The 24,421-nt window shown below is 31.6% G+C and carries 25 protein-coding genes; 1 reads left to right on the plus strand and 24 read right to left on the minus strand.

The window, feature by feature from the left end; translation table 11 throughout:
• Positions 1–22: 22 nt before the first annotated feature.
• The 21 genes from HZR23_RS15025 to gpr form a co-directional block, all read right to left on the minus strand.
• Positions 23–988: a PhoH family protein gene (locus HZR23_RS15025; protein ID WP_132847298.1), complete on the minus strand. Its 966-nt coding sequence runs from the start codon at positions 986–988 to the stop codon at positions 23–25.
• A gap of 15 nt (positions 989–1,003) precedes the next feature.
• Entirely contained in the window at positions 1,004–2,191 is a 1,188-nt protein-coding gene (gene yqfD / locus HZR23_RS15030) for a sporulation protein YqfD (RefSeq protein WP_132847299.1), read from the minus strand.
• Positions 2,192–2,203: 12 nt separating this feature from the next.
• Complete coding sequence (gene yqfC / locus HZR23_RS15035) at positions 2,204–2,479, minus strand: sporulation protein YqfC (protein WP_132847300.1); 276 nt, start codon at positions 2,477–2,479, stop codon at positions 2,204–2,206.
• A 137-nt stretch (positions 2,480–2,616) separates the two neighbouring features.
• The gene (locus tag HZR23_RS15040) at positions 2,617–3,120 is read right to left on the minus strand and encodes a hypothetical protein (RefSeq protein ID WP_132847301.1); all 504 of its coding nucleotides are present in this window, start codon (positions 3,118–3,120) and stop codon (positions 2,617–2,619) included.
• Between the two features lie 35 nt (positions 3,121–3,155).
• A complete protein-coding gene (gene floA, locus HZR23_RS15045; protein WP_132847302.1) occupies positions 3,156–4,151 on the minus strand; it encodes a flotillin-like protein FloA in 996 nt (331 codons plus the stop codon).
• 20 nt (positions 4,152–4,171) lie between these two features.
• The gene (locus tag HZR23_RS15050) at positions 4,172–5,470 is read right to left on the minus strand and encodes an NfeD family protein (protein WP_330571365.1); all 1,299 of its coding nucleotides are present in this window, start codon (positions 5,468–5,470) and stop codon (positions 4,172–4,174) included.
• A 137-nt stretch (positions 5,471–5,607) separates the two neighbouring features.
• On the minus strand, positions 5,608–6,051 hold the full coding sequence (locus HZR23_RS15055; RefSeq protein WP_132847304.1) for a GatB/YqeY domain-containing protein: 444 nt from the start codon (positions 6,049–6,051) through the stop codon (positions 5,608–5,610).
• 22 nt (positions 6,052–6,073) lie between these two features.
• Entirely contained in the window at positions 6,074–6,256 is a 183-nt protein-coding gene (rpsU, locus tag HZR23_RS15060) for a 30S ribosomal protein S21 (RefSeq protein ID WP_089285288.1), read from the minus strand.
• Positions 6,257–6,380: 124 nt separating this feature from the next.
• Positions 6,381–6,728 (minus strand): histidine triad nucleotide-binding protein, encoded by a 348-nt coding sequence (locus HZR23_RS15065; RefSeq protein WP_132847305.1) that lies wholly within the window; start codon positions 6,726–6,728, stop codon positions 6,381–6,383.
• A 59-nt stretch (positions 6,729–6,787) separates the two neighbouring features.
• On the minus strand, positions 6,788–8,089 hold the full coding sequence (gene mtaB, locus HZR23_RS15070; protein WP_132847306.1) for a tRNA (N(6)-L-threonylcarbamoyladenosine(37)-C(2))-methylthiotransferase MtaB: 1,302 nt from the start codon (positions 8,087–8,089) through the stop codon (positions 6,788–6,790).
• A complete protein-coding gene (locus HZR23_RS15075) occupies positions 8,090–8,857 on the minus strand; it encodes a 16S rRNA (uracil(1498)-N(3))-methyltransferase (RefSeq protein ID WP_132847307.1) in 768 nt (255 codons plus the stop codon). It abuts the gene before it with no gap.
• Complete coding sequence (gene prmA / locus HZR23_RS15080; protein ID WP_132847308.1) at positions 8,850–9,803, minus strand: 50S ribosomal protein L11 methyltransferase; 954 nt, start codon at positions 9,801–9,803, stop codon at positions 8,850–8,852. Before prmA ends, HZR23_RS15075 begins: the two co-directional genes overlap by 8 nt.
• Before the next feature lie 230 nt (positions 9,804–10,033).
• The gene (gene dnaJ / locus HZR23_RS15085; protein WP_165913589.1) at positions 10,034–11,158 is read right to left on the minus strand and encodes a molecular chaperone DnaJ; all 1,125 of its coding nucleotides are present in this window, start codon (positions 11,156–11,158) and stop codon (positions 10,034–10,036) included.
• Positions 11,159–11,232: 74 nt separating this feature from the next.
• A complete protein-coding gene (gene dnaK, locus HZR23_RS15090; RefSeq protein ID WP_132847310.1) occupies positions 11,233–13,065 on the minus strand; it encodes a molecular chaperone DnaK in 1,833 nt (610 codons plus the stop codon).
• 92 nt (positions 13,066–13,157) lie between these two features.
• Entirely contained in the window at positions 13,158–13,724 is a 567-nt protein-coding gene (grpE, locus tag HZR23_RS15095; RefSeq protein ID WP_132847311.1) for a nucleotide exchange factor GrpE, read from the minus strand.
• Between the two features lie 133 nt (positions 13,725–13,857).
• Positions 13,858–14,889, minus strand: coding sequence for a heat-inducible transcriptional repressor HrcA (gene hrcA, locus HZR23_RS15100; protein ID WP_132847312.1), 1,032 nt, complete (start codon positions 14,887–14,889; stop codon positions 13,858–13,860).
• Between the two features lie 105 nt (positions 14,890–14,994).
• Positions 14,995–16,134 carry a radical SAM family heme chaperone HemW gene (gene hemW, locus HZR23_RS15105; RefSeq protein WP_132847313.1) on the minus strand — a complete coding sequence of 380 codons (1,140 nt, stop codon included), beginning with the start codon at positions 16,132–16,134 and terminating at the stop codon, positions 14,995–14,997.
• Positions 16,135–16,227: 93 nt separating this feature from the next.
• The gene (lepA, locus tag HZR23_RS15110) at positions 16,228–18,033 is read right to left on the minus strand and encodes a translation elongation factor 4 (protein ID WP_132847314.1); all 1,806 of its coding nucleotides are present in this window, start codon (positions 18,031–18,033) and stop codon (positions 16,228–16,230) included.
• Between the two features lie 103 nt (positions 18,034–18,136).
• Positions 18,137–18,457 carry a hypothetical protein gene (locus HZR23_RS15115; RefSeq protein WP_165913585.1) on the minus strand — a complete coding sequence of 107 codons (321 nt, stop codon included), beginning with the start codon at positions 18,455–18,457 and terminating at the stop codon, positions 18,137–18,139.
• Between the two features lie 82 nt (positions 18,458–18,539).
• Positions 18,540–19,748: a stage II sporulation protein P gene (gene spoIIP / locus HZR23_RS15120; protein WP_132847316.1), complete on the minus strand. Its 1,209-nt coding sequence runs from the start codon at positions 19,746–19,748 to the stop codon at positions 18,540–18,542.
• 68 nt (positions 19,749–19,816) lie between these two features.
• Positions 19,817–20,791 carry a GPR endopeptidase gene (gpr, locus tag HZR23_RS15125; protein WP_207667821.1) on the minus strand — a complete coding sequence of 325 codons (975 nt, stop codon included), beginning with the start codon at positions 20,789–20,791 and terminating at the stop codon, positions 19,817–19,819.
• 283 nt (positions 20,792–21,074) lie between these two features.
• On the opposite strand from gpr, the gene rpsT reads away from it, so the two are divergent.
• Positions 21,075–21,338 carry a 30S ribosomal protein S20 gene (gene rpsT / locus HZR23_RS15130; protein ID WP_132847318.1) on the plus strand — a complete coding sequence of 88 codons (264 nt, stop codon included), beginning with the start codon at positions 21,075–21,077 and terminating at the stop codon, positions 21,336–21,338.
• A 73-nt stretch (positions 21,339–21,411) separates the two neighbouring features.
• Here the strand turns inward: rpsT and holA are convergent, their stop codons facing one another.
• The 3 genes from holA to HZR23_RS15145 form a co-directional block, all read right to left on the minus strand.
• Positions 21,412–22,458 carry a DNA polymerase III subunit delta gene (gene holA, locus HZR23_RS15135; protein WP_132847319.1) on the minus strand — a complete coding sequence of 349 codons (1,047 nt, stop codon included), beginning with the start codon at positions 22,456–22,458 and terminating at the stop codon, positions 21,412–21,414.
• Complete coding sequence (locus HZR23_RS15140; RefSeq protein ID WP_132847320.1) at positions 22,448–23,929, minus strand: ComEC/Rec2 family competence protein; 1,482 nt, start codon at positions 23,927–23,929, stop codon at positions 22,448–22,450. Before HZR23_RS15140 ends, holA begins: the two co-directional genes overlap by 11 nt.
• Positions 23,930–24,070: 141 nt before the next feature.
• Complete coding sequence (locus tag HZR23_RS15145) at positions 24,071–24,361, minus strand: hypothetical protein (RefSeq protein WP_132847321.1); 291 nt, start codon at positions 24,359–24,361, stop codon at positions 24,071–24,073.
• Positions 24,362–24,421 lie beyond the last annotated feature (60 nt).

Below are 24,421 nucleotides of genomic sequence, written 5' to 3' on the forward strand. Positions count from 1 at the left end.
GTTAATCTTGTAGAACCGCAACCTAGTTCTTTTCTTTTTCAAATTTATCATAAGCCTTTATAATCTTTTGTACTAACTGATGTCTTACTACATCCTTGTCTGATAAATAGCAAAAACCAATTTCTTCTATATCACTTAGAACCTGAATAGCATTTTTCAAACCTGAAAATTTACCTCTAGGCAAATCTATCTGAGTAATATCTCCAGTAATAACTGCCTTTGACCCTATTCCAAGCCTTGTAACAAACATTTTCATTTGTTCCTTTGTTGTATTTTGAGCCTCATCCAAAATTACAAAGGAATTATTTAATGTTCTTCCCCTCATATAGGCTAAAGGTGCAACTTCTATAACACCTCTTTCCATATATTTCAAATATTTTTCTTGGCCTAAAAGATCAAATAAACTATCATATAACGGTCTTAAATAAGGATCAACTTTATCCTTTAAATCTCCCGGTAAAAAACCTAGACTTTCCCCTGCCTCAACTGCAGGTCTCGTTAAAACTATTCTATTAATTCTTTGCTCCTTTAGTGCTTTAACTGCCATTGCTACAGCCAAATATGTTTTTCCTGTTCCTGCTGGTCCAATACCAAATGCAAGATCCTTTTTTTCTATTACGCTAATGTAGCTTTTCTGTCCTATAGTTTTTGGCTTAATGGGCTTACCCTTATGATTTATTAATATGGCTTCACCTAATAATTTATTAATTTCACTATTATTACCTTCTAAAACTAGGTTCATAACATAGCTTATTTTTTGACTATTTAAGCTTTCTCCTTCTTTTCTAATCTTAAATAATTCATTGATTAAACACCTTGCTATGGAAAGGCTTTTCTCCTCGCCAATTAATACTAACTCATCTTCTCTCAACACTATATTTATATTTAGGGTGCTTTCAATAACTTTTTTATTGCTATCAAAATCCCCAAACAATTCTCGAATAAATATTTCATCTTCAACTGGTAATCTTAATTGTTTTTCACTCAATGATTAATCCTCCCGTCAATAATTTATGATTATTTGTTTTCCTATTTCTTCTATTGTTTCTATTACTAAATCTAAATAAAGTACATCACCCTTTCGAGAAAAGTTTACTAGGGAATGCACCATTTCACTTTCTTCAGGAATTTTAGGGACTAACTCCTCAATTGCTTGCTCATGCAACTTATTTTTAGCCTCATTAATATCTACTTTAAATTCGTAATCTATAGCCTCATAATATTCATCGGTAATTATTTCTACAGGAAAATTTACTTTCTTCCAATTTAATAGGCTTTTAACATTACTCTCTACAACATAATTATTAAATGGTATGTTACCCCGACTAAAAGCTATGACCATATCCCCTATTTTAATAGTCCTTCTAGTAATCATTTTATCAGTTTTTTCTTTTTTTATCTCTATTAGATTCATATATTTAGTTGTTTCGTAGTAAGTCTTAGCAAAAACTTCTCCATATGCGTGCACATATATTGGGTTTTCTAGATTTTGTCTCTTTACAACACCTGTTATAAGTAAATCCCCAGGCTCTACTATATCCCCCACTTTGACCACCGCATCTCCATTTCTTGCTATAACTTTATGAATTACACCATTTGTTTTTGCTACTACATTAGTAGGAGTTTCTTTATCAATTTTTTCTGGTGGAAATACCTTTTCAACAACTTTAATTTTAGCAGTAATACCATTAATTTCGATACCCACCCATGATAGTTCGTTTATTTCCATTAACACATTGTTTTCTATATCCCTTAAATCTAGTCCATATCTATTTGTCCCTACTTTAAGCCCCGAATTGTACAAGGAACTCATTATTTCATCATTTGAAACTACCATATTTCCTTGAATTTCAATTCTATAAATAAAGCTTAATAATATAATTAAAAAACTTACAGAAAAAAATGCCCCTAGTAAAAGCATTTTTCTTTTTTTCACTCGACTAAACCAAAAGGGATATCCATTTTTATTAGCTATATATACTCTACATCCAGCTTTTCTAATTATTTTTCTTATGGCTTTAAATCCCTTTAAGCTTACTTTTGCTTCTAATGTCGTATAGTTTATTCTATTAATATCCCATAGAAATATTTGCTCCGCTATACAAATATTAATAAATTTTTCTAATGCTAATCCCTCTATCCTAATAATAACATAGCCTCTGAAATAATTCCATAATGAAACAACTAACATTGAAAACACTCCTTAATTGATAAATTCGACATTATTTATATTGCCGACAATTATAATCTCCTCTACAACTATATTTTTAATTACAAGATTGCTTCCAGTTATTCTCAAAACTCCACTTTTAGTATTTATCCTTATTCTTGTTGTTGTGTATTCTAAAATCCCTTTATGGTTTTCAATATATACTTGAAGTTGGCCAACTAATATAATTTTAGGTAAATCTAACATTACATCCTTCGGCAACTCTAAAAGTTCAGCCAAACTTTTTTTAATCTCAGTGTTTTTATTCAAATGACCCACCTCCTATATCAATTTTTATGCTTTTGAATTTTTATATAGACCTTTAATTGCAACAAAAATAAATACAAAAAAGGAGCTAAGATTTTATCTTAAACTCCTTCTAAGCTATTAGTTATTCTATTATAAAATTATCTACGCATACTTTTAGGTTTATCCAAAACTTCAGACATTATTATTGCCTGAACTATAGAATTAGGTGTAAAACTAAGTAACTCACCACTTAATTTTGATTCTTTTTCAAGTTCCATTGTCTCTACGTCTACCACTTTAAACTGCTTATTACTTTGTTGATAGTTTGTCAATCGATTTACTTGTTCCTTTGGCTTAGCCTCTTCCCTTAAATGATAGTAATTAGCCTCTATATCCTCAATAGTTTCGTATTTAAAGACTTCTCTTTCATCAGGTAGCCTTCGATTATTTTCATTTCCCTTAACCTTACGTTCCGTACGCCCAACAGTGTTTGATGTAGTGTTTTTTCTTGTATTTTGTCGTGTGTTTTGTCGGTTGTTTTGTTTTGTACTAGTTTGAGGCTGTGTAGGTATATAGGGTGGTCTTCTTTTTTGCCCACTCTTATCTTTACTAAACAATGAAGATATTATCGCAATGACGACAAACATGAGAATAGATTCCATATAAACACTTCCTTTAAATTAAGGCATTTAATTAGCTATTTCTTATCTTTATCCTTTGTAGAATCAGATTTAGTTATGTCAGATATAGATTCTCTCATACTAGTATCTGCTAATACATTTTTCATATTATAGTAATCCATAACTCCCATTTTACCGTCTCTTAATGCTGCTGCCAGTGCCTTAGGTACCTCAGCTTCAGCTTCAACTACCTTAGCTCTCATTTCTTCAACTGATGCCTTCATTTCTTGTTCTTTAGCTACGGCCATTGCTCTTCTTTCCTCTGCCTTAGCTTGTGCAATTCTTTTATCCGCTTCTGCTTGATCAGTCTGTAATTGTGCACCTATGTTTCTACCTATATCGATATCAGCAATATCAATAGAAAGAATTTCATATGCAGTTCCTGCGTCTAATCCTTTTCCTAAAACTGTTCTAGAAATCAAATCTGGATTTTCTAATACATCCTTGTGGGTTGCAGCAGAACCAACGGTTGTTACAATACCTTCACCAACTCTGGCAATAATAGTTTCCTCACCTGCTCCCCCTACTAATCTTTCAATATTAGCCCTTACAGTAACTCTAGCTTTTGCCATAACTTCAATACCATCTTTAGCCACTGCAGCTATTTTAGGAGTCTCGATAACCTTAGGATTTACACTAACTTGAACGGCTTCTAATACTTGACGACCTGCTAAATCTATTGCAGCAGCTCTTTCAAATTCTAGATTAATATCGGCTCTTTGAGCCGCTATTAAGGCATCTACAAGACTATTTACGTCCCCGCCTGCTAAATAGTGAGCCTCAAGCTTATCAATATTTAATTCTAATCCGGCTTTAGTTGCTTTAATTAATGGGTTTACTATTCTAATTGGTTGTACCCTTCTGAACCTCATACCTACTAATGTGAAAATACCAATTCGTACGCCAGAGAACCAAGCAGTAATCCATAAACCTACTGGTACAAAACTTAAAAAGATTGAAATGAAAATAAAAAATATAGCTATAAGTATAACAAAACTAATAATTCCTTGCATCTAAAAAACCTCCTTCAATTCTAGTTAATTTTTTTTACAATAATTTTTCTTCCTTCTACTTTAACTATTTTTACAGTACTTCCTTTTTCAACAAAGCCGACATCAGATACTACATCTAATATCTCATCACCAACTTCTATTGTTCCTGAAGGTCTTAGTAGGGTTAATACTACCCCCTCCTTACCAATTAAGTGACCATATTCCTTATTGGCCTGATACCCTTTTTCTTTAGTAAGATTCTCCATTAAGATTATTTTATCAAAAAATTTAGACCTTGACCCATATTTTAACAAAAGAATTAAAAATATTATCGACAATACTAGTGCTACAAATATGTATATCGTTGCGCTTCTAGCATCATTTGCAGCCATTACAATACTTATAATAATACTTATTATACCCCCAATACCTGGAACACCAAAACCAGGCACTACGGCCTCAATAAGCAATAATAAAATCCCTGCTAAGAAAATTATTAAAACCCCAGCACCTGTATTACCAGCAAGTATACCTCCAGCAAAATATAGGGCAAAGGCTATTAAGCTAATCGTTCCGCCTAGTCCAAAGCCTGCTGTAAATATTTCTATTATAAATCCAATAAAACCGATAGTTATAAGCATTGATGCTACATATGAACTTGATAATGCTTGTGCTAGTCTTACAGTAAAGTTTACATCCTTAACAATTATATTAGCATTTCCTATTTCTAGCTCTTCAACAATTGAAAAATAGTCTTTAGCACTAAACTCTGCTAAACCTAAATTTATGGCCTCCTGAGTAGTTAAATTTAAGAGCCTGCCTTCTTCAATGACACCGGGTATACTAATACTCCTATCTGCCATCGAAGCTATAAGATTAGGGTCTCTGTCCTTCTCTTCTGCAACACCTCTTAAGAGACTAGTCCACATGGAAAGGACCTTTTCTGTATTTGGTATTGTCTCTGCAGAGCCAATAGTTCCAGCAGGAGCCATAACGATAGTATCTCCGGATATAGTTAGTAAAACACCAGCAGATTCAGCTTTTGTATTCACAAATGAAACCGTAGGTATACTAATTCCTAATATTTCTTTACTTATTTCCTCTGCCGCATCAATTCTACCACCATATGTATCAATATCAAGAATTATTAATGCTGCATTTTGATCTCTGTTTATTTCACTAATTGCTTTACTCACATGGCCTGTAATCGCAGGATTTATTTCCCCATGAATAGGAATAACATATACATTGGTTCCAGTTGGCTGCCCACTTGAAAAGTATGGTGTTAAAGCTCCTAACAAAATAAATATGATATATGCTATATATCTTATTCTTTTCAATAATATCACCCCCATTTAGATTATAATATTTAAGTCTTATCTTTATTTATATTCCTTTATATTATTATTTAAACATTTATTAAATAAAATCCTTTTAAATCAAAAAAATAAAATAACCCGATTTAATCGGGTTATTATTAGTTTAAAGATTGTCTAACTACTTGATTAACTATTTTACCGTCAGCCTTACCTTTTACTTTAGGCATTACTGCAGACATTAATTTTCCCATATCTTTACTGGTATTAAAACCAGTTTCATTTATAGTCGCTATTACAATTTCTCTTACTTCTTCTTCAGACAACTGTTTAGGTAGATATTTAAGTAGTACTTCGATTTCACTTTCGCATTGCTCAACTAAATCTTGTCTATTGCCATTTTGAAACTCTTCTTTAGCATCTCTACGTTGCTTAAGTTGACGTGATATTATTTCTATAATATCTTCATCAGAAGCTTCAATACGTTTATCTACTTCCATTTGTTTAATATCAGAGCGAATCATAGTAATAACATTTTTACCTACAGTATCTTTGTTTTTCATGGCTTCTTTTAATTCATTAGTTAATCTCTCTTTGAGGGACATATTCTCACCTCTTTTTCATATATTAGAACTTTTTAGTGTTCTTTCTGCGCGCAGCCTCAGCTTTTTTCTTACGCTTTACACTTGGCTTTTCATAATGCTCTCTTTTTCTCACTTCAGAAAGAACGCCTGACTTCGCACATTGACGCTTAAATCTTCGCAAAGCATTATCTAAAGATTCATTTTCTCTAATCTTAATCTCTGACATATTTCTCCCTCCCTCCGCGAGCACCCGCTGTGCTTACCTATGTAATAGATAGTTAATATGCACGTGGGATCACTACAATACTTCGTTATTATACCTTAAATTCAGCTTATATGCAATAATTTTTTTAGCCTGGTGGCCACATTAATTGCCTTCCGCCTAATAAGTGAAAATGTATATGGCCAACAGTTTGTCCACCCATTTTGCCACAGTTGTTAACAACCCTATAGCCCTCTTCAGAAATATCCAAATCCTTCGCAATTTTATTTATTGCAGTAAACACATAAGGTATTATTTCCTTGTTATCTTCCTCTGTTAAATGATCAAAGGAAGCAATATGCTTTTTAGGAATAACTAAAACATGTTTAGGGGCCTGAGGACTTATATCATTAAATGCTACAACATAATTATCTTCATATACAATTGTAGCAGGAATCTCTTTATTAACGATTTTACAAAATAAACAATCAGACATCCATCCACCTCCTTACTCTATTGTTATTCCACATAAATAACATAATTCCTTCTTTGTTCCTATACGATTTTTCCAATCATAAAAGAATCTTTTACTTCAGTTAATTCAACCTTTAATATTCTACCCTCAATATTTTCATTAGCTGAACATAGAACCTTTATATAATTATTCGTAGTTCCCTCTATATAACCTTCTAATTCCTTAGAAGAACTTTCAAATAGTACATCTAAGGTTTTACCAAAAAATTTATTCATATATTCTAATTGCATTTCGTCCCCAAGCTTTATTAGCCTAACACTTCTTTTATGCTTTGTTACTCCATCTATTTGATCAGCATATTCTGCAGCAGGAGTTCCCTTTCTAGGTGAAAATTTAAACACATGAATCATACTAAAGTTCATTTCTTTTACAAAATCATATGTCTCATTAAACTCCTCATCTGTTTCACCAGGAAAACCAACAATAATATCCGTTGTTAGTGATACATCTGGATACACACTTCTAATAATTTTAACAATATTCCTATATTGGTCTGTAGTATACTTTCTATTCATTCTTTTTAGAACAGTATCACTACCACTTTGTAAGGATAGGTGAAAGTGATCACAAACTTTATTTAATTTACTGAGCTCTTTAAGAAAATATTCAGTGAATAAGGTTGGCTCTAAGGAACTTAATCTTATTCTTTCAAGACCCTCTATATCATTTACCTCTTTTAAAACATTTATTAATGTGTTATCATCCTTTAAATCCCTTCCATAGGATGCAACATGTATTCCAGTTAATACAATCTCTTTAAAACCATTCTCAACTAACTTTTCTATTTCATTAATGATTTCCGATTTTTTTCTGCTTCTAATATTACCCCTAGCATAAGGAATAATACAATAAGAACAATATTGATTACAGCCCTCTTGAATCTTTAGAAAGGCCCTAGTCTTGTCCTTTATTTCTTGAATTGACATTTCTTCGAACTCTCGTACCTGCATAATATCTTCAACTATATTAATCCTATCGTCTACCGTACATTCTTCTACTAAATCCACAATTTTGTTTCTATCGTTAGTCCCAATTATAATATTAACTCCTTCTATTTTCGCAACTTCCTCAGGGGCTGTCTGAGAATAGCATCCTACTACAGCAATGATAGCATCGGGATTAATCCTTTTGACCTTTCTAATGAACTGCCTTGATTTCTTGTCACCAACGTTAGTTACGGTACAAGTATTAATAACGTAGACATCAGCTGCTTCCGTATCGTCCACAATATCATAACCATTACTTATAAATCTTTCACTCATTGCCTGTGTTTCGTATTGATTAACTTTACAACCTAATGTATGAAAAGCAACTTTTTTCACTTATTCGGTTCCTCCTAAATCTCCTAGTGAATACATTAAAGCACTTATTAAAGCTGCACCAGCAGTTTCTGTTCTTAAAATACGTGGCCCTAATGTAATCGTTTCAACTTTAATATTTTCAAGTAATGATATTTCCTTATCATCAAACCCACCCTCTGGGCCTATCCAAACACCTATATTTACAATTGACTCTACTCCACTATATTTCTCTATAACCTTTTTTAAACCTATATTAGATTCCTTTTCATAGGCTAAAAGGTTTAAATCATAATCATTTACTCTTTGTATGGATTTTTTGAATGTTATTGGCTCTTCAACATTAGGCACTATCCCTCGCTTACTTTGCTTAGCAGCCTCTTGCACGATTTTTTCCCATCTTTCTCTTTTCTTCTCAGCATCCTTATCATTACTAAACTGGACTATAGTTCTTTCAGAAATAATAGGTACAATATTCTTAACTCCAAGTTCTGTAGCCTTTTGTACAATATAATCCATTTTTGTACTTTTAGGAATAGATTGGAATAGAGTGATGTTTATATTTGATTCAGTTGTAATCTTTTCACTGCTTATAATAGTAGCTAGAACTTCATTTTTATTAATATCGCTAATTTCCGCAATATATACGTATTCCATACCATCACTAACTTCAATTTCATCTCCGTTATATAGCCTTAAAACCTTAGAAATATGTTTTACATCCTCATCAACAATTGTTATTTCATTTTTATCCCTATTTATTTGATTAGGAGAAACAAAAAATCTATTCATTCATTTCATCCTCTACTTTAGCTGTTATTGCAGCCCACTCACCCTTTGTGTTCACTTCTATAACCTTAAGTCCATTTTCTTCTAGGCTATCCTTAACATCATTGATTTTGTCTAATATAATTCCTGAAGTTATAAAAAGTCCATTATTGTTTAGATAGTTTTTAATATCCCTACTTAAAAGAATAATAATATCAGCTATAATATTTGCAACTACTATATCAGCTTTGTCAGTTATAACATCCATAAGATTACCATGCTTAACTTCTACGATGTGTGAAACTTCATTTTTTTCAACATTTTCTATAGATACATGTACCGCTACCTTGTCTAAATCTATTGCTACAACTTTTTTTGCACCTAATTTTGCAGCAGCAATTGATAATATACCGCTACCACAACCAATATCAAAAACTGTAGTATCTTCTTTAACTGCTTTTTCAAGCCCTTCTATACACATCATAGTTGTTTCATGGGTACCTGTACCGAAAGCCATACCTGGATCAAGATCTATTACTAAATCTTCACTCAGTGGAGAATATTCCTCCCAAGTCGGTTTTATAACTATATTTTTACCAATTCTTGTAGTCTTATAATACTGCTTCCAAGCATTTGCCCAATCATTTTCATCTACAATATTAGTAGTTACCTCTCCTAACCCAATATCAAGTCCGTAATTAGGTAAGTATGCCACAAGATTTTCAATGATTTTAAGTTTTTCCTTAAGATCTGCAGTCTCTGATAGGTAACCCTTTACTAAAGCCCCTTCGAATCCTATATTATATAGTGATTCATCTACATAATCCCAGCTCTTTTCTTCATCACTCACAAAATTTATATCGTTTGGGTCAATAATTACTACACCCGTTACACCAGCGTCATATAAAATATTAGAAACTGCATCAACTGCCTCTGTAGTAGTTTTGATTGATACTTCAATCCATTTCAAACTATCACATCCTTAATATATTATTAGTTTAAAGATTTTATTGTTAAACTTATCTATTAATTACAAATATTAATTATATACTATGATTCTCTAAAATTGAAACATTATATACCAAAATTTAAAATATTGTTTATTATCTTGATTTATCTTATATGTACTGAAAAAGTCCTTAAATGATTAATTAACGCTAAAGTCTGTTAATATACATTTAAGAACTTTTATAAATAAGTCTATTTCAAAGCCTCTTTCACTTTTTCAAAGAAAGATTTTCTTTGCTCATGTACATCTTCACCGCTTTCAGCAGCAAATTGTCTAATAATATCTTTTTGTCTTTCAGATAACTTTTTAGGTACCTCAACAACTACTTTAACAAACTGATCTCCCTTACCATGTCCTTTTGGATGGACAATACCTCTACCCCTTAGTCTAAATACTGTGCCAGACTGTGTACCCTCAGGTATTTTATATTTTACTTTGCCTTCCAGCGTAGGTACTTCTAATTCATCACCTAATGCAGCCTGTGCAAAAGTAATCGGTATTTCACAATATACGTTATATCCTTCTCTTTCAAAAAGATTATGGTCCATTACACGTATAACTACATATAAGTCCCCGTGAGGACCACCCTTTAGACCAGGCTCACCCTCACCTCTCAAGGATATAACAGAACCATTATCTACACCTGCAGGGATTTTTACCTTTACTTTTTTCAGCTTTCTTTCTACCCCTTTACCTCTACATGTAGAACATGGTACTTCAACTTGCTTACCTGATCCGTGACATTTCGTACAAGGTCTTACATTTACAATTTGACCTAGGGGGGTCCTTTGAACAAATCTTACTTCTCCGGAACCATTACAGTCAGTACAAGTTTTGACTGATGTACCAGGCTTAGCCCCAGTTCCATCACAAGTATCACAGGTTTCATCCTTATGGAACTGTATAGTTGTTTCTGTACCAAAGGCTGCTTCTTCAAAGGTTATTGTAGTTTCATACTTAACATCTGCACCTTTTTGTGGACCACGATTTCTTCTGCCAAAACCGCCGCCACCAAACATATCAAATATATCACCAAAAATATCTTCAAAACCTGCTCCGCCACCAAAGCCCTCAAAACCACCCTGTCCATTCATCCCTGCATGGCCAAATTGGTCATATCTTTGTTTTTTATCTGGAGAGCTTAATACCTCATAAGCTTCGCTTACTTCTTTAAATTTAGCCTCTGCGGATGCATCACCTGGATTTTTATCAGGATGATACTTCATAGCTAGTTTTCTATATGCCCTTTTTATATCTTCTGGACTTGAGCCTTTATCAACACCAAGCACCTCATAATAGTCTCTCTTACTCACTATTTCACCACCTCATTCACTTAGTTAGCAAATAGCAACTACGAAGACACCCCCCAAGGGGTGTCCTCACTTGCTAATTATTTTGTGTCATCATCATTAACTTCTTCATACTCTGCATCTACAACATTCTCATCTCTATTTTGTTGTCCTGCATCTCCAGCATTTTGAGCCTCTGATGCCTGTTGATACATTTGCTGTGAAATAGCATGGAATGCGTTTGTTAAGTCTTCAATTGCTTTCTTTATTTCATCTACATTATCTGTTTCAACTGCTTTCTTTAATTTCTCAACTTCAGCTTTTACTTTTTCTTCATCTTGCTTAGCAATTTTACCTTCTGCTTCTTTTAAAGTTTTTTCAGTTTGATATATTAAAGAGTCAGCTTGATTTAATGTTTCAATTTTTTCTTTACGTTGCTTATCTTCCTCAGCAAATTTTTCTGCTTCTTTGATTTTAGCCTCAATTTCAGCATCAGATAGATTAGTTGAAGCAGTAATAGTTATTTTTTGTTCCTTACCTGTTCCTAAATCTTTAGCAGACACATTAACGATACCATTTGCATCAATATCAAAGGCTACTTCTATTTGAGGTACTCCTCTTGGAGCTAATGGTATTCCTGTTAATTGGAATCTTCCCATAGTTATATTATCTGCAGCCATTTGTCTCTCACCTTGAAGAACGTGAATATCCACTGCTGATTGATTATCTGCAGCTGTTGAGAATACTTGGCTTTTCTTAGTTGGTATAGTAGTATTTCTTTCGATTAGTCTCGTAAATACTCCACCTAGAGTTTCAATTCCTAGGGACAGAGGAGTTACGTCTAATAATAATACGTCCTTAACTTCTCCAGTTAATACCCCTGCCTGAATTGATGCTCCAACAGCAACACACTCATCAGGATTAATACCTTTATGCGGGTCTTTATTAGTTATTTTCTTTACTGCATCTTGCACTGCAGGAATTCTAGTTGAACCTCCAACTAAAATAACTTTATCAATATCCCCTGCTGATAATTTAGCATCTCTCATAGCATTTTTTAATGGTCCAATTGTTCTTTCAACTAAGTGAGCAGTTAACTCATCAAATTTAGCTCTTGATAAATCAATGTTCATATGTTTTGGACCTGTATTTGTAGCTGTAATAAATGGTAAGTTAATGTTAGTTGTCATTGTGCTCGAAAGCTCTTTTTTAGCCTTTTCAGCAGCTTCCTTTAATCTTTGAAGTGCCATATTATCTTGTCTTAAATCAATTCCCTCTTGCTTTTTAAACTGCTCTGCTAAGTAGTTAATAATAGCCTCATCGAAATCGTCTCCACCTAGATTATTATCTCCATTAGTAGCTAAAACTTCGAATACTCCATCCCCTAGCTCTAGTATAGAAACGTCAAAAGTTCCTCCACCTAAGTCATATACTAATATTTTTTGTTGAGTATCTCCCTTATCTAATCCATAGGCTAAAGAAGCAGCAGTTGGCTCATTAATAATCCTTTGAACATTAAGCCCTGCAATTTTTCCCGCATCTTTAGTTGCCTGTCTTTGGCTATCTGTAAAATACGCTGGAACTGTAATTACTGCATCTGTTACTTTTTCTCCTAAGTAAGCCTCAGCATCTGCTTTTAATTTTTGAAGTATCATAGCAGATATATCTTGAGGTGTATATTCTTTACCATCAATATTTACTTTATGGTTGGTTCCCATATGTCTTTTAATAGATATTATTGTTCTATCAGGGTTTGTAACTGCTTGTCTTTTTGCAGGCTCCCCTACGATTCTTTCACCATCTTTTCCAAAAGCAACTACTGAAGGTGTCGTTCTATTTCCTTCTGAATTTGGGATAACAATTGGATCCCCACCCTCTAACACAGCAACACATGAGTTTGTTGTTCCTAAATCTATTCCAATTACTTTACTCATATATATCCTCCTTCAATTTTATATTTATATATTTATATATTTATATATTTATATATTTATATATTTTTATATTTTAAAATTTAACTAAGTTATTATGCTGATACTTTAACCATTGCAGGCCTTAACACTTTACTATGTATTGTATAACCCTTTTGATACACTTCTATAACCGTATTAGATTCTACATCTGACTCTTCTTTCATAACTGCATGATGAAGATTTAAATCAAAGGGCTTATTTAAGGCCTCAATTTCCTTAATACCATGTTTATCTAATATATCTAAAAACTGCTTTAATATTAACTGTATTCCTTCAGTAAAGCTATTTGTAGTGTCTTTTTGTGAGTCTAATGCCCTTTCTAAGCCGTCAATAATATTTAACAAATCAATAGCAAGTTTTTCAACTCCATATTGATATATTTCACTTTTTTCTTTTTCAACTCTTTTTTTATAGTTTATGAAATCTGCCTGAAGCCTTTGATGTCTATTTTGAAAATCTATACTCTCTAATTCCTTTTCCTTAAGTAAATTCTTTAGATTCTCAATACTTTCTGCCTCCTGTTGATCCTTCATCTCTTCTTGAAAAGCCTCTAAATTGCTATCAGCATCCATTTCTTCTACTGATATCTGATTATCCTCTTTAATATTTTCCTCAAACATTGCTAAACATTCACCTACCCTTTTCAAATTATAATACAAAGATAGAGTGCAAAATGCAATGCACTTCGCACTTATTATTTATAGCTTACTGCCTAATTTATGGCAGAAGCTCCAATTACTTTAATAAACAAATCTATTTATATCTTTTTCTTAATAAATCATTTATATACTGACTAACTTGAAGCATTACTCCTGCAACATTTGAATAATCCATTCTAGTTGGGCCAATAACACTTAACCATCCGACAGTACTACCATCTAATTTATATGTGGCTGTAACTAAACTACATTCCTTCGCCTCTTCACAGCTATTTTCACTTCCAATAGAAATCGTTAATCCCGAATCACTAGAACCAGTTATTAAGCTTGACAGTGTTTGTTTTTCCTCTAACAACTTCAAAAAGGCTTTTGCTTTTATTAAGTCATTGTATTCAGGAAAATTAAAGATATTTGTTGCTCCACTCATAAACAATTCAAATTCATCCCCAGATTCTAAACCACTGAATATATCAGGGAAAATAGATTGAACTAAGCTTTCGAATTCGCCCATCTCTGTTTTTATGTTTAGAACTATATCGTTTTCTATCTCTTTTATAGTCTTGCCCTGTATCTTTGCATTTATAATATTTGATATTCGTTCTAATGTATTATTATTTACCTTTTCACTCAGCTTTAAAATTGGATTTTTCACAATTCCTGTATCTGTAACCATTACTGCAAGAACCTTTTCACTATCTATTGGGACAAGCTGCACATGTTTAATTTTATTTTCCTTAATATGAGGTGCCAAAACAACAGAAGTATAATTAGTAAGTTGAGAAATTATCTTTGAGCTATACTGTAGTAATTGTTCTACCTCACCAAACTTCTTCAATAAATCCACTTTCATTTGTTGCCTATGGTACTCTGCTATTCTTTTAATCTCCATTAAATCATCCACATACAATCGATAGGCCTTATCTGAAGGTATCCTCCCTGCAGAGGTATGAGGTTGCTTTAAAAAACCAAGCTCTTCTAGGTCAGACATTTCATTTCTTATGGTGGCTGGACTTATTCCAAGTTCATACTTTTTAGATAATGTCCTTGAACCCACAGGCTCTGCCGTTTGGATGTAATCATGAATAATAGCTTGTAATATAGTTAGCTTCCTATCATTTAGTTTCATATTATCACCCTATTTTTTATTAGCACTCTTATTTGTTGAGTGCTAATTATTCTGACTATAAAATATCATTTCAGAAATTATTTGTCAATACTAAAATTAGAATTTTTAATCCAATAATAATTGTTGGAAAACAATGTTAGATAAAACCAGCCCTGATTCAGTCAATTTAATAACTTCATTGTCATATGCTATTAGTTTTTTCTCTTTTAATTCTAATAATATATCTCCATATATATCCTGTGGAGTCTTACCAAATCTCCTCTTAAAATCTGATATATCTATACCTTCAAGAAGTCTAAGTCCTAAAAACATAGTTTCACTTATTTCATCATTTAATGTAGTTTTAATCTCTTCCATTATCGGAAGTCTGTTATCTTTTAAAGACAACATATATCCAGTGATATCATTGATATTACTATACCTTACCTTATTTACATTAGAGTGGGCTCCTGCTCCAAACCCAATATATTCACCATTTAACCAATAATTTATATTATGCCGACATTCATAATCTGGAAGTGCAAAATTAGATATTTCATAATGTTTATATCCACTATTTCTTAAAAATCTAATACCCTCCTCATACATCTTTAAATCTGTATCTTCATCCTGCTGTGCAATCTTTTTTTCTTCTACCCAAGTATAAAAAGGAGTTTCCTCTTCGATTATAAGGCTGTAAGTAGATATATGTGGTATTTTTAGTTTTATTAGCTCAGATAAACAGTGTATCCACTGATCAACAGTTTGGCCAGGCAAAGCAAAGATTAAATCTGTGTTAATATTTGTAAAACCAACTTCCCTAGCCTCTCTAACATTTCTCAAATAGTCCTCATAGCTATGAATTCTACCAATAAGCTTTAAGGTCTCATTGTAACAGGACTGTAGACCAATACTTAATCTATTAATGCCTAAATCATAATATAGCTCTAACTTCTCCTTATTAACAGTGCCAGGATTAACCTCTATAGAAATTTCAGCATTCATTTCTATATTGCAGTTTTTCTTTAAAGCATCTATTATTTTTGTAATACATTCATTATTTAATAAGGACGGAGTTCCTCCACCGATGAAAATGGTCTTTACCATATATTTAGAAAGCTTATGCCTATATAACTCTATTTCTTTAATTAACATATCTACATAAGTGTCCATCAATGGCTCTTTACCGCTATATGAATTAAAATCACAATAAAAGCACTTCTGCTTACAAAAAGGTATATGAATATATATACTTACAGGTTCCAACTTTTCACCGCCCGCCCATTAATAAAATATATAAATAAAGTAATATATAATTAAAGTATAAAAGAATCTTCTAACGAAGATTCTTTTGATTTATTAATCTAACTTAAGCACAGACATAAAGGCCTTTTGAGGTACCTCTACACTTCCTACTTGTCTCATTCTTTTCTTACCTTCTTTTTGTTTCTCAAGAAGCTTTTTCTTTCTTGTTATATCTCCACCGTAGCATTTAGCTAAAACGTCTTTTCTTAAAGCCCTAATTGTTTCCCTAGCTATTACCTTAGTTCCAATCGAAGCTTGAATTGGTATTGGGAATTGATGTCTTGGTATTTCATTTACAAGCTTTTCGCACATTGCTTTTCCTCTTGGATAAGCCTTACTTGTATGAACGATAAAAGAAAGCGCATCTACTTGCTCTGAATTAATTAGAATATCAAGTTTTACAAGGTCAGACTCTCTATATCCTAAAAATTCGTAGTCCAGAGAACCAAATCCTTTAGTTCTAGACTTAAGAGCATCAAAAAAGTCATATATAACCTCATTTAATGGTAGTTCATAATGAAGTATTACTCTAGTCTCTTCAATATACTCCATATTCTTCATTTCACCACGACGATCTTGGCATAGATCCATAACTGCTCCTACATAGGTATTTGGAACCATTATACTTGCCTTAACTATAGGCTCTTCCATCATGTATATTTCCTGTGGCTTAGGAAGGTTTGCTGGATTTTGTATCATTACTACCTCATTGTTTGTCTTTGTAACCCTATAAATTACACTAGGAGCTGTAGTTACAAGGTCTAGATTAAATTCTCTCTCTAATCTTTCCTGTATTATCTCCATATGTAACAATCCTAAAAATCCACATCTAAAACCAAATCCTAGGGCTGCAGAGGTCTCTGGCTCAAATACTAAAGCCGCATCATTTACTTGAAGCTTTTCTAATGCATCCCTAATATCTTCATATTTTTCACCCTCAGCAGGATAAACTCCACAGTATACCATTGAGGTAACTTTTCTATATCCCGGCAGTGGCTCAGCCGTTGGGTTATTCTTATCTGTAATTGTATCCCCAACCCTACAATTTTTAACATCCTTAATACTTGCGGCAACGTAGCCAACATCTCCTGGCATTAATGCATCTACTTGAATTTGTCCCGGTGACATAACTCCTACTTCTGTTACCTCGAACTCCTTATTTGTAGCCATCATTTTTATTTTCATGCCCTTTTTAAGGGTTCCTTCTACCACACGTATATATGCAACTACACCTTTATAATTGTCATAGTATGAGTCAAAAATTAGGGCCTTTAGTGGTCCATTTTCATCACCCGAAGGGGCAGGAACTTTTGCTACTATGGCTTCTAATACATCAATAATATTAATTCCTTCCTTAGCAGAAATTAATGGGGCATCACTAGCATCTAAACCAATAACATCTTCAATTTCCCTCTTAATTTCATCTGGTCTAGCACTAGGTAAATCTATTTTATTTATAACTGGTACTATTTCTAAATTCTGCTCTAATGCTAAGTAAACATTCGCTAAGGTTTGAGCCTCAATTCCTTGCGCTGCATCAACTACTAAAATTGCACCCTCACAAGCAGCTAAACTTCTGGATACCTCATATGTAAAATCAACATGACCAGGAGTATCAATTAAGTTTAAGTAATACTCATTACCATCCTTAGCCTTATATATAAGTCTAATATTTTGTAGTTTTATAGTAATTCCACGTTCTCTTTCTAAATCCATATTATCTAATAGTTGCTCTTGCATTTCTCTTTCACTGACTAGGCCTGTATATTCAATAAGTCTATCAGCCAAGGTTGATTTTCCATGATCGATATGAGCAATGATTGAAAAATTTCTTATTTTACTTAGTCTCTCGCTTGGCATTCAAATCGCTCCTTTAAACTTCATCTTAGGTTAACTTTTTAAATTATATCACAATAATATTTTAGTGTGTATATTTTTTATATAAATTTGAAAAAAATGTCGGTTAACCTCCGACATTTATAGAAAGGATTCTTTCCTTTATAGCTATAATGTTATCCAATGTAACTTCATAAGCCTCTTCTAGTTTACTTCTTATCTCTACTGCTATGTCTACATAATCTATATCATACTCATTGCCTAGGAAATGTACTATAGCTATATCATTTTCAACCTCTATGTCAATAGCCCTAATGTCATTATTTCCTGTTATATGTCCTATAGTTTTATCTACAAGAGATAGACCTACAATCAATAAAATGAATATGGCTAATAATATATATGTCACTTTAATATTTTTTTCTTTTCTTAATTGTTTTTTTGCCATCCGGCCCATAAAAAAATCACCCTTACTAGTTTAAGCGTTTTTAAAAATTTTAAACTATTAAAGGCAATATTATTATTCATTATTATTGACTTAATAATTCTAGGGATGTAGCTAATACATCAGCTAAATATTTAGCTGTTCTTTCTGCCTGCTCAATTGTATTTGCATTACTACCTAACTCAATTAGCCCATAATAATCCGATAAAAACTGGTTGTATCTTCCTAGAGGCTTAACTAAAATCGGCTTACTAAACCCTGGGTACTTACTATCGCTAACAGCTTTAACAAGCTTTGCAAACTTTTCTACTTCTGATCTATTCTTACTATCAGGCCCTATAACAAACTGAAATCGTGTAGCAGTCTCTCCATTAATTGAAACAGTATTATTATTAATTAAATTCTGTCTATTTGGTGTAGCATCAACATTATCAAATCCATCCCTATGAATATCTAGTACTACTTTAACAGTAGGATTTTTATCTAGTATGTTTTTGGCCGTTTCTAGAGACCTACTATATGAACCATTGTATGATGGATAGTCATGTAATGTTTGATCATGGATAACTTCAAATCCTCTTTTTTCAAGCTCTCGAGTAATTATTTCAGATACATGTATTACAGTGTACTGAGTTCTTAAGGAATGGTAATTTCCTTCTGAAGCAGGATAATAAGACTCGGTACCATGAGTATGATAAATTAAAATCTGTGGTTTTCCTTTTTCAAAAGTAATAGGTCTCGGCTTATCTATATTCCCTAAATCCACCTCATTATTATTTATACTATCTACTACGTTATTTTCCTCAAGTAAATACACACCACCAGACCTAAGCTCTCCTAAGTCATCTTCGTCACCTTCCGTAATATCAATTTCTGTACCATCAAAATTCGTAAAGTATATAACAGGATTATTATTGCTCGTTTCATCATTTAACTTCCTTTGATTGAAGGCACTTTGACTACTAAAGTTATTTTGATGAAGATAACTTGCGGGGAATTGCGCTTGAGCATATGTCACTGGATTACTTAAATCAACCCGAAAAATACTTTTAAACAAGGATTTATTAACGCTTCCAAAAGTACTAATATTATTGTTATCATTAATTGTTGATGCTGGAAAAGCATGACTAATTGTACCTTTCATAAATATTGACTGATTGTTATTAGAAATGAAATCCTTAAAGTTATATTGTATTACTATCTTCATTAAAAAGAAAAAGATTACTATTAGAAGTACTGCTATTATTAAATTGTAATGGTCATCACTAAAGCTATTTCTAGGTTTTTTACCCAAAAGTGTCACCCACCTTCTTAAGTATCTATTGATTAATATGAAAGGTGGGCGTTAATTATTCCTTATTTTCAGTTTAAATATCTATTAACATCTTTTAAATCTATGGATGGATGAACAGCTATATTAATTCCATTTGCAATGATTTGTGCCATGTTTACAATTACTTCGTCTACCTCTTTAGGTGTAACCACAAGATTTGCTCCATATGGTTCTAATATTTCTCTAATTAAATTATATTTTTCTTGTTCCTTAAGTTCCCCAAGCATATTATAAAACTGAGAGCCAACAATAGCTTCGTTTGAAAATTCGTTTATTACCATCTCTATTGTATCACTAGTTAATGTAGCAGCATCAACAACGGTTGGAACCCCAATTGCAACAACAGGTATTCCTAAACTTTCCTTATCAAGAGCCATTCGCTTATTCCCAACTCCCGAACCCGGACTAATTCCAGAAGTAGAAATTTGAATAGTTGTATTTACCCTTTCCATTTTACGAGAAGCTAATGCATCTACAGCTATAACCATATCTGGTTTTGACTTTTCTACTATTCCTCTAATGATTTCAGAGGTTTCTAACCCTGTTGTACCCATTACACCCGGGGAAATCGCACTAACCTCTGCTAAATCCTTATCGCCTTCCTTATTATACATTTTAAATAGATGTCTAGTAACAAATACCTTAGAAACAACCTTTGGGCCTAATGCATCAGGAGTGATATTCCAATTACCTAGTCCTACTATTAAAATTTTAGGATTTTCCTTTATCACTACTAATTTTTTAAGTTCTTTAGCTAAGGTTTGGCTTACTTCATCCTTTAAATCAGCATCTGCCCTACGTAAAGCTTTACATTCTAAAGTTATGTACTTCCCTTTGGCCTTACCCATTACCTGAGCCCCATAATCATTCATAATATCGACTCTGGTTATATTAACATTCCCCATTTCTTCTACATCAACGGATACCCCTTCAACTTCCTGTTTAGTTCTCTCTTTATATAGCTCTCTAACCTCCATAGCTAAATCAGTTCTTACATTAAACATCAATATACCTCATTTCCTAATGTAAAATTTTATTCTCTATATTTTTTATTATTATTTGATTTTATTTAGATATTTATATATAATTTTTAAAAATAAATAATTTAATGTATTAAATTATAACCCGCTAATATAGAGGTTTTGTTAAAAAAAGTAATGAATAATGAATAATGGAAATTAATAAAGGAAATAAATGAATATATAATATACAATATTTCTTATTGCAATCCATACTTTTTTTTGGTAAAATTATCGATGTTAGCGACCATTTAAGGGGGTGAAATAATTGGCAAATATAAAATCAGCACAAAAAAGAATCAAAGTTATTGCTAAAAAAACTTTGAGAAACAAAATGGTAAAATCTCAACTTAAAACAGCTATTAGAAGATTTGAAGATGCTTTAAGCCTAGGTAACTTAGAAGAAGCTAAAGCTTTACTTAAAACTGTTGAGAAAAAATTACATCAAGCTGCTGCTAAAAATGTAATTCACAAATCTAAAGCTTCAAGAAAAGTTTCAAGATTAGCGCAAAAAATCAACAAAGCAGTTTAATTTTATCTAAAAAAAAACCGTGTCTCAGGTTTATTATAAATAAGCGTACCTTTTGGTACGCTTTTATATTTGCTTAATTATTATTATTTTTACACATTTCTATTATTAATAGCTCTGTAGCAATTTGTTGCTTTATCTTACTCAATTTTATCTTTGCATCAAATTCCAAGCATATGTCTATAAGCTTTCTTAACCTTCTTTCGTCAAATCTTCTAGATTGATCTACTAATTTTCCAGCTACAAATGGATGAATCTTTAATTCCTGGGCTATCATCTTAGAGGAATACCCCTGAACTAAAAGTAATTTTGTCTTAAATAAATTTCTTATATGATTACTTAAAACAACTAATATTTTAATAATTGGTTCACCTTCATTAATTAATTCATTTAAAATATTTATTGCTTTTTTTACATTATTTTTTTCTATTTCATCTAAAAGCTTAAATATATTATTCTGTGATGTGGATACGAAAACTAAATTTATGTCACCTTCATGTATTACATCTTTATCCCCAACAAAAGCAATTAGTTTTCTAATTTCATTTTCAATATTATATAAATCCTGATTACCACTTTTATCAAAGTAGTTAAGATTATTTATAAAATATGTAATATCAGATTGATTCATTTCTTTTTTATGGCTTCTTAATATTTTTTCAATCCACTTTTTAAGTTCAGCTAATTGTAGTTTGTCAAAACTAATTACCGTTCCATTTTTTTTAATTTCCTTACTTATTTTTTTTCTTGCGTCAATAGCATCAAAAGTAACAAATATTAAACAAGCAGTATCTGGCAAGTTATTTAAATACTTAATTAACTTATCTTCCTCGTCCTCTGATAGCATTTTTTTCTTAGTCCCGAATAATTCACTGTTTTTAACTACTACTATTTTTTTTTCAGACATGAAAGGTAATGTCTCTAATGAATTTATTAATTTATCTACTGTGAATTCTTTTTCATCCATTTTAATATAATTTAAATCCTCAAAATCCTTAGAAATAAATTTATTTTTAATTTCATTTATATAGTGGTTCATTAAATAACTCTCTTCACCATGAAATAAATACATTTTCTTTAAATTATTATTTTTTATATCTTTCGCAATTTCCTTATAACTCATTATTAATCCTCCAAGTGTATATACCAAATTGTTTTCTACTTTTTACTAACATGTAGATTAAAACAATAACTACATAGTAAATTATAACATGATATAGCTGAATAAATTCAATAGTAATACCTGAAAAAAGAGATTCACTACTAATTTCTGCAATTTTAAGAATATACTTTAATAGTAAATTAATTAGAAAGTTTAAAAAAATAGCAATATTTATAGGTAATAAGCTTAATATAATGCTAATTAATGTTATAGAAATCAAAGCTCCTATTACAGGTACTATTAATAAATTAGCAACTATAGAAATAATTGATAAGTAATTGAAATGAAAAACTAATATTGGTAACGTGGCTATTTGTGCAGACAATGTAACCGCAAGTAGACCACATATACTCTTATGAACAAATCCTTCTAATCTAGAATAAATTAAAGGATAAAGCACTAGTATTCCGAAAGTTGCACAAAATGACAGTTGGAATGAAACTGAAAAAATAATATGTGGATTTAAAATTAATAGTATGACTGCTATTAGCATCATAGTATTTATTGCATCATATTTTCTTTCTAGAAAAAAAGCAGCTATATATAAATAATACATTAGACTAGCCCGTACTATAGATACTGGAAAGTTAACTGCATATGAATATAAAAGCAATATAAAAACAGTTATTATTTTTATATATGTCTTTCTTATTTTTATAAGCTTTAATATACGATCTAAAAAGACAATTAATAATCCTATATGCAAACCTGAAACTGCAATAATATGTGCGGTACCACTTTTACTAAAATGTGCAATCATTTCAGGTGGCATATATCCTCTATTACCAAATATAATACTCTTCAACAGACTTCCTTCTCGATTCGAAAAGGATTGATCGAAATAATATTCTACATACCTTCTTAAACTATTACCAAAATACCTAAATCCAAAGGTTTTCGCACCGACTCTGTATATATTATCCATGTTTACATCAATAATGTTTTTAATTCCTCTGCTCTTATATATATTATAAAAGCTACCTATAACTTCATTAGATGAATCTATAGGATTCACTTTATATTTATATAGTCTAATTATATCTCCTACCTCAAATAAAGAGCTACTCGAATTATATACTCTTATTAAAGATCTTTCATTTGTTATTTTAACTATTGTCTCATACTCCATATATGTTTTGAAACTACCCTTTTGTATACCATCATTAATAATTAGAACCTCGATAGGATTATTCAAATTAACATATGAGGTAATGGATTCTTCATTAACTGAAAAGTTGTAAAGCATGCCTCCGAGTATAATAAATAAAGCTATAATGAAAAATTTTTCATGCTTTTTCATAGCCAATAGCATAGCAACAATAGCTATTAACATATAAATAGCTATTGGAGTCTTCAATCTAAAGTTAGAGAAATATGCAATCATTATACCACTTAGCAAGCTAAAAAATATGTACACAAAGGGCCTTTTCAAGTTAACATCCCCTTAAGCTAATTTTATAACTACACTCTAAAATCCCGTTTAATTTAGTAATATTTTAACATACTTTTTTGTTTAGTAGGCGTGTAATAAAAAAATAGAAAGCCAAATAAATATGACTTTCTATTACAAATTTTATATATCTCTTAAATAATGAGGAAGGACATGTTCAGGTGTATGATCATTATCTAAATAATTCAACATAGCAGAAATCGTAACTATGTGTGTATTTTTATTATGCTTAATTTCAATATCACTCGGAGACCCATCATCCTGGTGATATTCTAAAAAGGTTGATATTACTTCCCCTGCTGATTCCTCATCTAAATTTTCATATATCTGATAAAATTCTCTTTCAGGAATTTCTAAAATTAAGTCATAACCATCCTCATGTCTAACTCTTCGTTCAAATATACTATTTAGCATTAAATCACCTCAATTATGATATATTTACTGCTAATAGTATTTTCCCCAACAAAGAGAATG

The organism is Serpentinicella alkaliphila (genome assembly GCF_018141405.1).
Taxonomy (GTDB): Bacteria; Bacillota; Clostridia; order Peptostreptococcales; family Natronincolaceae; genus Serpentinicella; species Serpentinicella alkaliphila.